2 protein-coding genes are annotated in these 15,962 nt (G+C 53.4%); both read left to right on the forward strand.

The annotated features are described in order from the left end of the window. The first annotated feature begins 297 nt into the window (after positions 1–297). On the forward strand, positions 298–10,194 hold the full coding sequence (locus ABLQ08_RS14005; RefSeq protein WP_352943292.1) for a hypothetical protein: 9,897 nt from the start codon (positions 298–300) through the stop codon (positions 10,192–10,194). Next, a complete protein-coding gene (locus ABLQ08_RS14010) occupies positions 10,191–15,932 on the forward strand; it encodes a hypothetical protein (protein WP_352943295.1) in 5,742 nt (1,913 codons plus the stop codon). Before ABLQ08_RS14005 ends, ABLQ08_RS14010 begins: the two co-directional genes overlap by 4 nt. The last annotated feature ends 30 nt before the right edge of the window (positions 15,933–15,962 follow it).

Below are 15,962 nucleotides of genomic sequence, written 5' to 3' on the forward strand. Positions count from 1 at the left end.
ACAGATTGAGCGAAAATACTTTGGATTGCAATAGTCAGGCACACAATTAGCGCTTCGATTTAACGAGGAGTCCCAGTGCGAAAGGAGTCGAGTAGTAGCTGCGAGCCAGTTCTTTTAGGGGATGGTCTTGCAATCTGCCGAAGGTTGTCTGGAGAGGACCACCCAATCAACTTCTTCAGGCCTACAAGAAGACAATCACCAAGAGAGTTCAGTTTTCAGTGTTGATTTCGCCGAGTTGTTGTTTCAACCTGTCGTTGGGTAGCGTCACTGTCTGTAGACAACCATTGGGGGGTGGTTATGGCGGAGCAAAAGGAACATCAGAAGACTGATGGTGAACCGTTGTGCTGCGTTCATCAAATCTTTCATCACACGATAAAAAGAAGAACTTTCTTAGTCGGAGCGGCAGCCAGTGTCACATCGCCTCTTTTACTCAGCAATATCGCCTCTTCGCAGGAAATGGAGACAGATGAAGGTCTGTTTTTTGAACGTTCGAAAGACGGTAAGACAGTTATAGTTTCTCTCGTTTGCTATGAACGGGACACCGGTTCAAACAATGCGTCGTTCAGTGCAATCAAAACATTTTCATGGACTTTGAACGCGCTTGCATTCGGGCCCGAGACTAAATTTAGGTTGTTTCCAGGTGGGCTTGGCCCGAAGCAGCAAGAAATCTCCGGTAAGCGTGCGCGTTTACGATTACGTCAGGTCAGATTCGGTGGCCTGCAGCACGAAGACGACGCTACGGGCAGGCACGTGGTTGACTTGGTTTTCGAGAAAAAGCTCTTGCCGGGCAACTTCGGTCCGGCCTGGCACGTCAGCGTGGAAACCACTTATTGGAGCGGAGATCTCCTGCGCCTGGGACCAGGACTGCTGCGCCTGTTTCTGGATCAGAAGCGGAACGACGATCTTATCGGTAAAGTCTCGGCACGAAAACTCAGGTCCTATCTCCCGTTTGTATTCAACAATTTGGTACAGATAACGGACACTTCTTCGGACACGAAAATAGACGTTTCGTTCTCTCGCACGTCAGCGTGGTTGTTCGAATCCGCAAATAGACCGTTGTTCCAAACCGTAACGTCAGAGCTGAGAACGGACGCGTTCAAGGTACTCTGGGAACGCGACAGAGATGCTGCGCAAGCAGGTGCCTCTCAAGAGGTTCTGAAAGGCAAGCCAGCAGGTACAGTTTACATTTGCGACAGCAGGGGACGTTGCAGCGTTTCCCCAGGAGAAAATAAGCAGATTGAGGAGCTCGATCTGCATTTCCACCATCGCCGCGACATGCATGTCAGGCTGATTGGACTTGCCGGTCAAGCATCGATTGCATTGCGCGCTCTTGAACTGTCGAGCAGAGTGGCAGGTAACAGCAAACGCCAGCGGCCCGATGACCTCATACGGGCCGAAGCTGTTATCGCTGGCAATTGGAAACTATCTGTACACGACTATCATCAAGAAAACGAACCGCCGCGTGCCGGGCCGTTTCCCTGGATCCATGGTGTGCTCAAGCGAGCTGTTCAGGTCAAAAAAACGGCCAGATTCCCTTTGCAGCAGAAGACCAATGACCAGCTGACATTCTCCGGAATACTGGGGGAATTGGGCAATCTACAAAACAGTCGCGGTGGTAAGGATGCTGAAACAACCGCCCGAGCCGAGCCTTTCTGGATTGAAAGTCAAACAGGGCCGCTCCTCATCGAACCGATGCCCCATGGTTTGCTCGCAGAGACGAAGGCCAAAGAAGACGGGAAAGATAGCAAACAGTCTCCGGTGACCAACGGCAACCTAACCGCAGACCCGTTCAAGCCGATCAGAGGGTTGCCAGTTCATTTGGTTTCGCATGGGGCTGGCAAATTTAGGGTTGGCGGCGACACTGGTCGCACGATCGACTGGTTTGAACTTACGTGTTTGCTGCGTGGGGCCGCCGTTGCACTTCCGGATGTCTCTTACAGCCGGCTGGATTTCGCGCCCTCAGAGATTACTTTCCTTTATCGCAGCCAGTCCTCCAAGCATTTTCCGCGAAGTTACGTCTGGCTTGGCGGACGCGCCAAGGGCGAGGACAAGACGACCGAGATTGTTCCTCATCACATTGATGATCATCACAAGACCACAGAGGCCGTTCCTTCCAACACGGCATTAGCTCTCAAGTCACCAGACGCTGTTTCTGACGACACCATTGGTGATGTGTTTGCCGGGACGTCGCGCATCAATCTGCGCACGGCGACACTGCGTGCAAGTCGGCACAGCGATCTGGCTCATATAAAATTTAGTTTTGACAGGCTTTTCCTCGTGATCGATGCCGATGGCGCACGCATCGTGCCTGAAGGCCCACTTTGCGGGATTTACTCCAAGCCCGGCAGGCCTCTGAATCCTCTCTTTGAAACAGGCACGGTCGCCTGGGACAGCAGTAAGGATGCCGAGCGGCTACCGGTTCCAGATATCACTGACTCGCGACCAGTTCTAACAGTCGAGTTTCCCCCGCAACATCTCATGGAACAGGCCATTTTCCGCCGGATGTTAGCTCCAGGGCCAGATATCGATTTAAGCCGGCTCGGGGAAGAGGGGATTGTCCTTCACGAAGGCGCTCATATCCATGTTTCCGATACTACGGCAATCCTGTCTCATTTGCGCGGGCTTAGCTCCCCAGAGAAGCGCCGGGAGTTTCGCGAAAAGGTTCGGCTCAACAAAGGATCACATGCACCTGACGAAGAAAGTTATCTGGGCAAACAGACCAAAACATTTAAAGAATACGCCGAAAAATTCAAAACCCGGCTGAAGAGTAAACTGCCTTACTTGGCAAGCCTGGCCCCCGATCAATTGGTCTATATCGGTCCCTATGCAATGGACCCGGATGTGGCCGAGATCGAGCGTGGCCTTCGTGCTGACAATGACAAAGACCTCGCCGGCAAGATCATTGCCGACACATTTCGTGAGGTCTACGCACAGCTCGAAATCCTGATAAACCGCAGCTCGGAAAACAAAGTGGATGATGCAGCTTTGGCAAGAGCTGCCTTGCTACGGAAGTTGGACCCGAAAGAAGTAAACAAGACAGATTTGCTTGCTATCGAGAACTATCTCGAGAGCCAATGCCCGCTCTATCAGGTGTTCCGGGGGTTTTACCGCGACCGCAGGATTGCCGCGCTCTCGCCAGAAGTCCTTTTTGATCGCAATAAGCGGCTAAACCAGGAATTTGTCTTGCTCAGCATCAAAGACGGAGCAGGAAACACAGCGCCACCGGCCGAATTGCACGACAAGGACGTGTCCTCTGTATTTGCGTCCATCGACAGCCTCAATACGAACGGCTTTGTTGTCCCTCACAAGGTACCTGTCGAAGACAAGGAACGGGATACGCCAGTGCAGAAAGCCAACAGAGAAAAAAACGCAAGGAAGGAAGTCGCAAAATGGTTCGTCGAGACCGTGCAGGAATTTGCGGCACTGGCGCGCAAGCCCGACTCCAGCGGCAATCCCCTGAGCGGTAATGAAGCCTATGAGGAGACGGTCGAAGCCCGCCTTTCGGAACCCTCGCGTCTGGCCTTCCGTATTAATTGCGCTAATGGTCTCGTCAAGGCACGGGATGCGGCCATTTCACTGAAGAGCATACGCGCCGAACACGACCGCCAACCGGAAGATCCCTACGCGCACGGCATCACGGAGATTCCATTTACATTTGCGGAACTCACCAACTGGGCTGCTATGGAACTGTCGGTCGTGGCGCGGGCCGAACGCGTGTTCGCTCCGCCCCCGGGCGGTCGGCTCGATCAGCAGTCGAAGCGGACACTGAACTTGCATGGCGCGGCGAAACTAGATCATCTCAGGTTTGCGCCCACCAACGACCCGGCGACTCGTAAATGGCACTACCGGGCGGAACGCATCGCCTCTTCACTGCGTCAGCCACCAAATTGGAATGAAACGGCGATCGAACTACCGGCGAGATTAACATTGTCGCCTTCACAGCAAGCGCTTTTCAAGGCACCAAGCGTGGTCGATCCTCTGATATTCAGCAAAATTCCCTTGCCGAAAGAAGACAGTAAGGACAAGGCACAAGGGCTTGGTTCAGCACCTCACTCGACGGGATTTGTCGAGCAGTCTGCCGCGCTTTGGTCGGTCAGTATGCTCACCCGGTCAGATGTCCCGCCACACGGTTTGCGGGCTGTCCATTCACCCGATCTTGCCCCTGATGCGATCTTGCGGATCATGGAAGAAGGGCTTGGTGCCAACCTGCGTGGGTCGCAAGTGCAGGAGGCCCGGCTACCCGGATATGCCTCGCCACCAAGGGGACCGATTGCACCTTGGTTGATCAACCGGTCTGAAACCGGATTGGGGGATATGTCTCCGAAGGAGTTTGCCAAGGCCGCAGGCTACCCAGAGGTAATAGACAACGATGTTTGCTTGGATCCTGACCCCGGGGACGTAAACAGAGACGAAAAGATTGCGAAGCGTGAACGGCTGGAAAGAAGTTTGCCGGCGATGTTCGCCGAGCTCTGCCGACGCCTGCGCCGCCGTAATGACACGATAGCGGGCGCGCCTTACACTTTCCGGACCAGTCTCGATGCCTTCGACCGGCACGAATTGGTGCTGCTGTCATCTGCGTTTGGTCTTCCGGTCATGCCGCGCGCGGGGTCTGCAAGCATTGATGAAACCTCCCAGCACTCCAGTCAGTTCCGTCCGGATGGCGACTATGAATTGATCGACGTTTCGCGGGAGCAGGAAATATACCGGCCCCGCGAATTATCGGCGAGCGAGCTTACCCTGACCTCACTCGGCGGAACATTTGTTCACGATACCAGCTTCACTCCGCCGGCTTCAGCAAAGTATTTTGACGGGCGGAATCTGTTTGATGCCCTGTCGATCGAACGTTGGCAGCACACAACCTCGCTTGGCCGCGATATCCATTGCGAAGTCGTCTACAAAGGTTTCCTCTATCCTTTCGGGTTCCGTGCGTCGCTGGTCAAGGTAACTGAAAGAATCTTTGCGAAGTCGGCAAAGGGAACGATGAAGGCCTATCTAAGGCAGCGCATGTTCATCCGGTGCGCCGACCGCGAGAAGCCTGCTGCTGCACTTGGTCAGCCCTTCAGTGGGCGCCGGTTTCCGGGCCGCGTTGTTCGTCTGCTCACCGAAACCACGCCGGATATTGTCGATCCGACCAGTGTGTATGGCCGTGAGAACATTGCAGACATCAGCGAGCACGCGACCGGTCGCATCATGTTCAAACAGTTTCCTGGGCTGGTGTTCTGGCCAAGGACTGCGCTTTCAAAATCCGCCGACGTTCGGTTTGGTTTAGAGATCGACGATGTATTTTCAACACTGCCGCTGCTGTTCGTGGATAATATCGCAGCCAACGAGCCGGATACTCAAGAGGCGCTCGCCCAATTCTACAACAACGAACGACCGGGGGTACCGGGCATCGAGAGCCCGGACAAAGAAAACGTCAACACTGCGGTCGACCCAACGAAACATCGCCGCACACTCGTTATCGCAGGGCGCAAGCTGCGCTATGCCGATGAGGTTAAAACAGGCTCTGCCTCCCTACAGACCGATGCCTTAACGATTCGCGTAGAGGGACGGACGGACCGGCTTAACGGCGAACCGAGTTTTGAGCACGACAATGGCCAGAAAAGCTCCCCGTCGATCAGGTTCAACAACAACCGGTATGTTTTTGACCCGGTTCTTCAGGGGGCGGACCAGCCACCGTTCTATCCGGCCCTTGAAACCGCTCGTATTCGGTTGTCGCAAAACGCGCAGTTGACCGGCAAGCCTGCCGAGCCGGTTAGGGCGGCATATGACGGGCACTATGTTGCCGCCGGCTTTCCGTCCGAACGCACCAAGTCCAAGCCTGAAGAAGGTGAGAATGGATCTAATAACCTCAGACAGCCGTTTTCCGGACGCGATCCAGCGCCGGAAGAAGTGTTCTTGAATCTGATCGACCCCGTGGATCAGGACATGGGGAACGAAGGCGATCAGTCAGGCGGTGTCTACCGACCAAAGGGAACCCTTCGCCTGATTTCCAGGACAAAAGGTCCGATGGCGTCCACTCGGGAAGTAACGTTCAATCAGGTGCGTAGTGGTCGGCTTCCGGCGCTGTCGCTGGCACTCGGAACTAAAAATCCGGACGTCAATGGCAAAGCTACCGAGACGCCGATTACTTTAGCAGCCGGTGCGTCTTATACCGTGACGCCCCCACCCGATCCGCGTGACATGCTGAAAATGATCTTCGGCAACGCCAAGCTGCTGGGCCTGATCGATTTCAGCAAGATCATCGATTTGATTGTGACCCTTACCTTCAAGAATGTGCCTGAAGTGATCTCGACCGTCGGATACGGTGTTGCAACGGTGGGTAAAGCGGTAGGCGAAGCCGCTTCGGCGGTGCGCCAGCAGGTGCTCAAGCCATTGGCTGCGCTAGTGCGGGAGACCAATGATCGCTGGGACGAACTTGGCCGGGAACTTCTAAGGCGGCAGCAAGACAGATTGTCGGGCTCGGATATACAGCCAATCACACTGCGAGAACTGTTCTCCGAAATTGACCGGTCTCTGGATGATTTTGACGAGGCGCTGACGCTTGCGGAAGCTGAGATCAACGATGCTCGTCTCATCGGCAAATTGAGCGCTGTCTTTGAGACGGGGCAGCGCTTTCTTGATGCCTTGCGCAGGACTGCGGCCAACCCGGTTGAGCGTTTCGAAATTGCCATCGAACAACGCATTGAATCAATCCAGGAAACGATCGCACAGCTCAAGAAGCCGATCGACGACGCACCGAAGTCGTTGCTGGCGGTTGTGAAAGCGCATGCCAAGAAGGAATTGCGTGAAGCGATTTTCCAACAGTTTGGAAAACCTGACGAACCGATTCTGTCGTTTCCGCTGCCTGGTTTCTCAATTTACGGCTTAGGTGTTGGCGAGAGCGATCTGACGAAAATCAGGCAGGCTTTGACAGTTACGAGCGCCGATGCAACGAAAATTATCGATCCCGCGATTGAAGAGATCTTTAAGGGGAATAACCCACTAAGCTCTTCTAAAGTGATTTTCGAAACGGTGACCCTGTTCAAGGAAAAAATTGAAGCAATTAAGCCGATTTCCGAGCAGGTCTATCAAACGTTCAAATCAGATATTGTCTTGTATGGAGATATCCTGACGCAGGATATCGAATGGATTGTTCAGCGACGCATTGACAGATTTATCGAAAAACATGCCGACAAACTGACCCGAGCCGTCATCATCTACGAAGAAGTGTCTGCCTATGTCGCCTGGGCGGAAAAGGCGAAGGAACTGTGGGGCCAATTTGACAATGCGGCGGAGCAAGGAAATCTGCGCGGCTCGATAGAAGCTGCCGAAAAACTGTTGAGTCATGTTGCTGGCCAGCGGGTCTCTGTCCTGGAACAAGTGAAGCAGATCGAAAAGCCAGCAAGGCAAGTAAGGGATCTCGCCGTTTCGGTACTCAACAATGTAGATGGTGGATTGTTTCCAATCGGCACTTTGCAGAAAAGTCTAGTGAAAGGTGCTGGCAGGGTAAAATGTGAGGCTGACAGCAATGGAAAGCTGACGCCCGCCGCAGCCGGAATAGGTTTAGTCGAACCCGGTTTCGGCCAGCCATTCGAAGATTTTCTAGCGGCTCTTTGGAAAATTCACAGCAACGTCGTCGACGCCAAAGAGGCTTGGGAGACGGCGGTCAAGAACGACAAAGTGGATGAAGTGCTGGAGGATCTGGATGATCCGACAAATGCGGAACTGCAGAATGCCGCCAAATTACCAGGCTTGATCGACGCGATCTTCCCACCTGCCATTGGGGCTTTGGAAGACCTCTATTGTGGCTTTTTCGATACAGCGAACGAATTGGCCGGGCTCAACGGGCGAATTGAAGAACTTTCCAGCGCCATTGGTGCCGCTGTCGGTGCCGACGGAACGATCAATCCTGACGGCTTGAAGGAATTTAAGGCGCTCATATCGGAAGCAAAGCGCATTGTGGCGGCCCGCCGTGCGGCGCTGCGGCTGCTGCAGCAACAGCTGACCAAGCTGCTGGAAACCTTGGATGAATTGATCAAGGATGAGGAAAACCTCACGTTGCTGGCAGCCATTGCTGCTCTGGCCTACTTAGCAAACAACAACAAACAGGAAGTAATCGCGGCGAAAGAGGCCGTTGAGGAAGCTCTGGTCACGGTGCTGAAAAACCTGATCTTCGGGCTAGACAGCTTGACTGCACATTTGGAAACAGCGGTCAAGTTGGCTCACCGTTGGCTCGGAGAAGTGAATCCTGATGTACTGTCCCTACTGGATTTCAACGATCGCTCCAAGGCGCTGGAGCGAGACTTGGGTATTGCCATCAAAGCTATTGATAGCCAGAGAGTTACAATATCAGAACTTAAAAAATGTCAGCGTGAACTCGTAAATTCTGAATACTTAGAGTGCGTCAAAAAAAACCTCAAAGAATTGAACCTTACCCCGTTCACCGCGTTGATTGGAAAATTCGACGAAACGCTGGATTTCTCAAGAATTGGCGAGCGTGCGTTCAAGGCCCTGAAAACAGAATTCGAGCAACGCCTCCTTGTTGCGGGCGATCCTCTGGTTACAAAGTTGTTGAATGCGAAATTGGCGACGAATGTCAGTATTCTTGCGTTGTACACGACGCTAAAAAGCAGCCGGGATAGTCTTTTTGGAAAAGTGCCTGCGAAATACTTACTTGTGCCCGCGGAGCCCAGAGATATTCGAAAATCTATTGGAGGCTATAAAAACCCGGGAGATGATCCACTCACGAAGGATAATGATGGCGTTGCCGCCGACGTTGCCTGGCTGGCGGAGGTCACCGCGGGCAAACCGCTCACGATCCAAAAGCACCAAATTTTTCTGAAGCAGTTCGTGCTGGAGTGGGTGAACGGCACCTCCACTCCGCTGCAGATAGTAAGACAGATCAAAGATCAGATCGCCAATATCCTCAAAGGCGATATCGATCTGGATGAGCTCTTCAATATTCGCCAGCAAATCGAAGCGTATCTCCTAAATATCATTCCGAGCAAACACCGTTTCGATCTCGGCCTTGATTTCCCGCTTCCAAGTGAGGTCAAGGACGCCACGCTCGGGATTTTCCAACCTGCCGACGGCACAGGACTGAAAGTCGGCGCGGCGACCGAAATTGATCTGTTGCCAAATGGTCTGGACCGCATCTCGAAACCGAAAATCAGATCTCAGGCGCTCGCCACCATGGGACCGTTTGACATCAAACTGGTGGGTGATTTGCTTGATGCGGTTACGCTGAAATTCTCCGGCGCACGATTTGAATCGAACCTGTCGGACAAGTCTAATTTTAAACTGTACTACGACGACTTCGTGATCGGCCCGGTTCTGGAGTTCATCCAGGAGCTTAGTAGTTATTTTTCAGTCGAGGGATCGGGAGCCTACATACGTCTACTCTTGTCCAAGCCTGGAATTGAAGCCGGTTACCAGTTGTCAATTGGAACCATCATGATTGGCAACGTCGCCTTCTCCAATATCGGGCTAAATGCTTCGGCACTTCTGCCGTTCGATGGAGGAAAAGATAGCCAGGCTCTGTTCCGCGCTTCCCTGTCCAGCCAATTCTCGCCCTTCACAATTGCCTACATTCCATTCGGCGGCTCCGGCTTCTTTGGTGTGATTGCAGACGCCAACGGTATCTTGGGCTTCGAAATGTCCCTGGAGTTCGGTGGCGCGGCGCCCTTCGCGGTTGGTCCGCTCACCGGTTACGGGCGCATCATGGCAGGTTTTTATATCAAGACGATCAAAGTCGATGGCAGAAGAGGGACTGAACTCAGTGCCACATTTTACGCTGGTGGATCCGCGAATATCTGGATCTTCGGGTTTTCGGCTTCCCTCTATACCCGCGCTGGCCAAACTGACGAAGGCGACATGTATGGGCTGGCCCTCTTTACGTTATCGTTTTCCTACGGGCTGCTCGATTTCGACCATACTGTCCGGTTTGAAAAACGGGAAAACAAGGGATTTGAGGGTGATCCACACGAAGCATCGTTGATCGATGACGGTTTGGGATCCGGTCCAACACGATTTGCCAGCGCTGGTCCACGCCACATCCGGCTGGCTTCAGCGGACGAGCCTATCGAAGTACTAATGGCTGCAACTCAATCTCAACCCAGGATTGAATCCGACGTAATTTGCCAAAGCTGTGACTGGGCGGACTATTCTTTGTATTTCGATGAAAACGTTGATCTTGGAGGATTTGTACTATGAATGTTTCAGTGCAAACCTTGGAGGAAGATACCCCTCAGCTTGTAGAGAAACGGTATGTCGCCGTGCGGCCGTTTACCCGCATCGTACCAAATGGAATGGTGGTTGACGAAGGAAGCCTGGGCGCAAAGCTAAGCGCGACCGTGCTGCTGACACCGATGCCGGTTGAAATTGACGACACCACTTCGGCAATGTGCCTGAGCCATTGGCCGACTGATCTGATCGGAGCGTTGCGGGAGCGGAATTGGTCGATCTGTCTATCTATAGGCACAGACAAAACATTGCTCAAGAAGGTCAACGCCCAGGCATCGATGTTGATGGGCGCCTACAAGAGTTTGGGCAAGGTCGAAGATATACAACAGCTCTGGAAATCGACATTTGTTCAAGGCGACGGCAATGAAGCCGAGTCCTGGGAGGCATTCAAAAATGTGCTCAAGCGGTCCAACGAAGGTAAAAGCTTCCGCGCTGGCGAAGAATTGACGGAGGAAATCGAAGAAAATGACGAAGAAAAGGACCCCCGCGACCCGAAACGTCTGCCAAAGATAAACACCAATGGCTCTATTCCCGTCGACACTGACTCCAAGAAGCCCCGCAAAGTCGATGGAATTTACAGCCAACCCCAAGGTGAGTTGGCCATCGCCTTGGAGTTCGGGAGAGTCCGCCGGATGGCAGACGAACTCAAGGGTGGCATTGATGTACAGATCGACTTTTTGGTTGAAGAACGTGGTGATCAGGAAGCTGAAAAGTTAAGTGATATTTTTGCGGCGGAACAAGACCAAAAGTCAAAAGGCACATTTAATGCTCAAAGTAATAAGAATGACTTTGAAAACGACATCCGCGAGTCGAGAAATATAAAAAGAACGGATGATTTCTTTTCACTAAAAGCAAATTTCCGGCGCGGTCGGGAAGCGTATCAAAATGCAGTCGCGCAGGGCAAGGGGCGCTGCGAAGAGCGAAACAAGATAGCCAAGCTGCCGGTTTCGGCTGAAACGCTCGCAATCAACGACCAGAAACGTGCGGACTGCCTCAAGTCCGGAATGGCCGCTCACGCTTATTCATCGCCTCAGATGGAGGCAGCTGACGGGCGTCTCCCCAAAAAAAATTCACCTGAAGACGAAGCTGGCCAACGTTACGCAGCGGCCCTTTCAACCGGCGCATTGGCAAGGCTCTATTGTCTTGCCATCGATGTTGAAGTGTTCCTGACAGTCAGCGAATTGCAGGACCTTGCGGACGATAACAGCAACGGGGCGAAGATTGGCAGTCTCAGTTATGTGCATGTCAGTGCCACGATTGAGCATGACAACTGCGTGGCAAAAGAGGGCGACCCTTTCCAACCCCCATGCACGATGACCACCATTGAGACCAACCCGGCGTCTATCGAGAACAGTTCGGCCTTCTGGCCGGTGACGATGGAAGAGGTCTACGCGGTCAAGAATGGGTGCCCGATCACGGACTATGCTAGCCAGGTATCTGGATATCTCGTCAGTGGCGAGCATCTGGACTGCAAAGACGGCAACTGCACGCCGCGCGTGGATTTGACCAGCCTAGATATTCGCTCCGCTTCCGAACAGGAGATCCCGAGCAGTGTTGAAAAGCCGGAATTTATTGACGGCAAGCTGAAGGGCAAAGTGTTTCATACCGCCGGTTTGGCGCTTCTTGACCGTGACATCCAACGAGACAAGGCCAAGGCGCTTGCCCGGCGCGATGGAAAGAAGAACGACAAGGGCGTGGTCTGCTGGAACAAGGGCGATCTGATCTATGCCGATGACCTGACACTGGGCTACCGGCTTGATGTCGGTATTCCGGCGAGTAGCGATGCGACAAACACGGATTGGCGCGCTTTGAATCTGCGTGTTGTGGACTATGGAAAGTCGGGGGTCCCGCCAATTGCCAAGATTGCGGATAAATTGATGCCGGAGGTCGCAGGCAATTATAAGGGCGAGCATCGCATGCGAATCGATGCCAGCTATTTGTCCATGCCCGAGCAGTTGTTGCCCAAGATTGAAGGTGAGACTGAAAAGAACGATAACACCACGCCAGTGGATCTGACGGTCTCAGAGAGCGTTGTCACCTGGACTGGCTCACCGCTTGGGATTGAGGCTATGAAACCGCCAAGCTTTGCGCGAAGTGGGCAACAGGGTAATTCGAGCTTCACTGTCTCTCAGGACGCCTTGCCGTTCGGGCGTAAAATTTCGCTGCCAAAAAGTGAGCAAACGGCAGTGTCAAAAATAATGCCCCCACATTTGCGGTTCGGATGGCCGTATCGTTTCAAGCTTCGGGCTGTATACTCCGGCGGCAATTCAGTTCCGGTGTCCCATTTAGCAACCGAGAATGAGCTTGAAGACCAAAAACTGTCTTTTCCGCTTCTCAAAGGTGACAAACCGGCCTATTTCAGATTTTTGCGCCAGCGCCCGATTGACCCGCCCGTTGTTTTGATGCCGAAGCACGAAGCGCTGAAGCAGCACGGGACAGGCAACCTGATGGGCTATCAGGAAAACGGCGTTGCCACCGTGCGCTCGGTCCAGTCGCTTCCCGGTGACAAGGCAGACACGGACAGGCAGTATACCGAAAGGGCGTTTCCGCAAGAAACATCGCGTATCGTGCTTCCCCCTGAACTTGCGATGGAAGACGTGGCGCGTCACGGGTCATTCGACAAACCCTCGTCGGACAAAAAAGGAAGTCACCCAAATCTGGTCGGTGCCTTTGCCGACGTGAGTTGGAAGAAGGTGCGGGGAAACTCGGGCTTCCCGGTCATCAAGACGCAGACGATACAAGGATTCAATGGTGTCTGGCTTCCGCTCAGACCAAGGCGAGCCGGGGATATCGTGGCGCCGCGCATCGCGAGCGCGTTGTCCAACGAAAGAGCCCGGGAAGAACAAGCGGCTTCTCAAGGCCGCCGCCGTACCAAGACAATCTACAAGACGCCAATTTACACTCGCGAGGACAGCGACACGGAGGACCGTCAACCTTACTATCCAGACCCGTTTGCCCAAAAACTCGTAATCTCGCCAAGGTTTGCCGGGTCCGGGAAACGGCTGACAGAGGAGAATACTGTCGTCGACATATTTGAGGTGAAGAAAGAGCCATGGAAAAAGCTGGCGCAAGCCTTGCCAGTAGTACTGACGTTTCGTCGCGGTTCTATCGGATTAGCGTCACAAGGGACGGGACTGTCAAAGAAGCATCTCAAAGTAACAAAGCGACGGGTGGGGCTCACGAGTGATGGTAGGGTGCAAACAAGTCTGACGGGATCAGCCAATGCGATACAGGTCATCATAGAACTTCCTCACGGTTCGAGTTTTGAATTTGACCTGTGGTACGCAACTGGAGCAGATACCTTGTCGGGCATGTCTGCGCTGGTTCAGTCGGTAGCGATTTCCGCGCAGTTGAAGAACAAGAACTTCACCGTTGGATTGAAAGAGCAACTTGGTGATGATCTCGTCAGTAAAGCGCTTTCGAAAAAGCCGGCCTATCGGACTGGTCACAGCATTGACTTGGTTGGCACAGGCGGGTTTACGGTCAACCCCGAACACATACGGGATGTAGCGGAGTGCCTCGCGCGGGCACAGTTGGAGCGACCGCTTCGCGATCTGTCTGCACCGGCCACTGTCTCTGGTGTTCATGCCAGCAATAATTTAACTGGCGCCATTCAGCTTGTCCGTGACCGAAAAAAACGGCCCTTAATGCAATTGCACCGAGCGAGTTACGATGAGTTCGACAGACGTCCGTCTGATGTGCCAGCCGTATCCAAGGTAAAAACAGGCGGGGAGCCTGGCCCGGACCTGCCAGTATTGCTAACGCAAGCCATTGTCATCCCGGAGCAATCGGACTTCGTGCTGGAGGGCTATATTGACGTCGATCTGAACCGTGTGTCGGGATTCGACATTGTTGTCAGATCGGTCAACCCGGGGTCCGGTGACTTCGATGATCCCGATCGGCGCCGTGATCTGGCTTCGTTACGCTCTGGCCAATGGCCGCTGATTTATGACATAGACGGGCGTGCCTACGTCAAAACCGCGTCTCAGACTTTCGGATTTGAACTCACCCAGGAAGGCAAAGTCACGTTCCCGTCGGCTGACGTTATCCTCTTTTCCGTGCGCGATTTGCCACCGGATGCCGGCAAGGGCAACGCAGCTGCAGACTATATCGAAGACAAGGGGCTGACGCGCCTAGCTTTGCACAGTCTTCTCGACAAGACTAAAAAGTTTGAAAATACTCGGGTTGTGCAGGCCCACAAATTCACTGATTGCCTTGGCAGGGAATTGACATTGGAAATCCGGCCTGTGCCTCGCGGATTGGGTTCGTTGAGCACATCCGACCGCTTTCTCGATCAGGCAGACCCATCAAAAAAGGACTCACACGACGTTGCTGATCCGTTTCCACTCGAGCAGGTTTTGGGTGCGACGGAAAAAATTCAGTTGCAATTGCCGTCCGCCGCGCGGCCCGCTCAGCCGGCCGTGAACGGCCCAGTCCATTGCTTCAAATGGCTTACACACCCTCCGGTTAAGGGGGCGAGCTATACGGAACGAAAGCCCATCATTCGTCTGATGTTTGACAGGCCGTGGATTTCTGCCGAGCAGGACGAAAAACTTGGCATTGTCCTGTGGCCGCCCAATCAATTGGATCAGAAGTATCTCGACAAGGACAATGTCGCCACAAAATCGGGATTTGATAACACTATAAACAAGATCACTTACAAGCCGACACCCGATGACGAGGGCGAACGTCAATTTCAGCTGCTTGATTTCGTCGATGAAGACCTCGGTGCAGGCGGTGCATTCGTAACTAGGTTGGGAGCTGATCCTGTTAAGGAGGAAATCTACAGTCCTCGCGCATTCCTTTCCTACAAGGTCTTCAAGCCTGACACGCAGGCAAATGCCCGCAGCGGCGAAACAACTGGCTGGTATGAGGCCAAGCGAAAGCATAGCCTTATCGAAAACGCGTTGATGCCTGTCTTGCCGGTTAAGGATGGTGACGAACAGAGCGTTGGACAGTTTATGCATGTGGCTCTGGTACTGTTCGAACCGCGTTTCGATCCAGATAAGGAAAAGTGGTACGTGGACGTTGAGCTTGAGAACCACTCGGTTTTCAGTGAACCATTTATTCGATTTGGCGTGGTGCGCTATTCCGGCAGGAGCCGGCCTGACATGCGCGTCTCACAGCCGGCAGTGGTTTGGGCAACGGTCATGCCTGGGCGCAAAACAACGACGACGTTCAACGAAAAAACAGGCGAACTGGACGTAACGGTTGAGGGGAGAGGCGCCAAGGTTTCAATTGAACCGATGGCGGATGCGACCGGTTCCGATTTCCCGCAAATTTTCGCCACTGTAGGGCGCGAAAGCACATCAGAGGACGGAACGGTCCTGCGCACACCGGTGGACTTGCGCCACCGGGATAAGAAGAATCCTGACTACAATGCGTCTGACAGTGCATCCGGAATGCGCCGAAATCGAGAAGAGCGGGACTCGTCCTGGTTGTTGCTAGATGCTTCACGAGCGGGCCAGATCGAAGGTGCTTGTTGGAAAGGCAAATTTGAGATTGATGTGCAGGAGGTTGCCAAGCCGGGCGAGTTATACCTTTTCCTGGAAGAAGTGGAACATTTCCGTCCGGCCAGCTATCCTCAGCAGGAACCTGTCGATCACAAGATGTTTCTCGGTATAGAGGGAAAGCCGGACTACCAGCGCGATGTGGTGGTCGAAACCGGTCCAAGGTTCGCCTGCAGAATTCCTCTCAACAAACGATAGTCGGGCATTGGCGAATGTGTTTGAGACATT

The organism is Roseibium sp. SCP14, from assembly GCF_040329475.1.
GTDB lineage: Bacteria > Pseudomonadota > Alphaproteobacteria > Rhizobiales > Stappiaceae > Roseibium.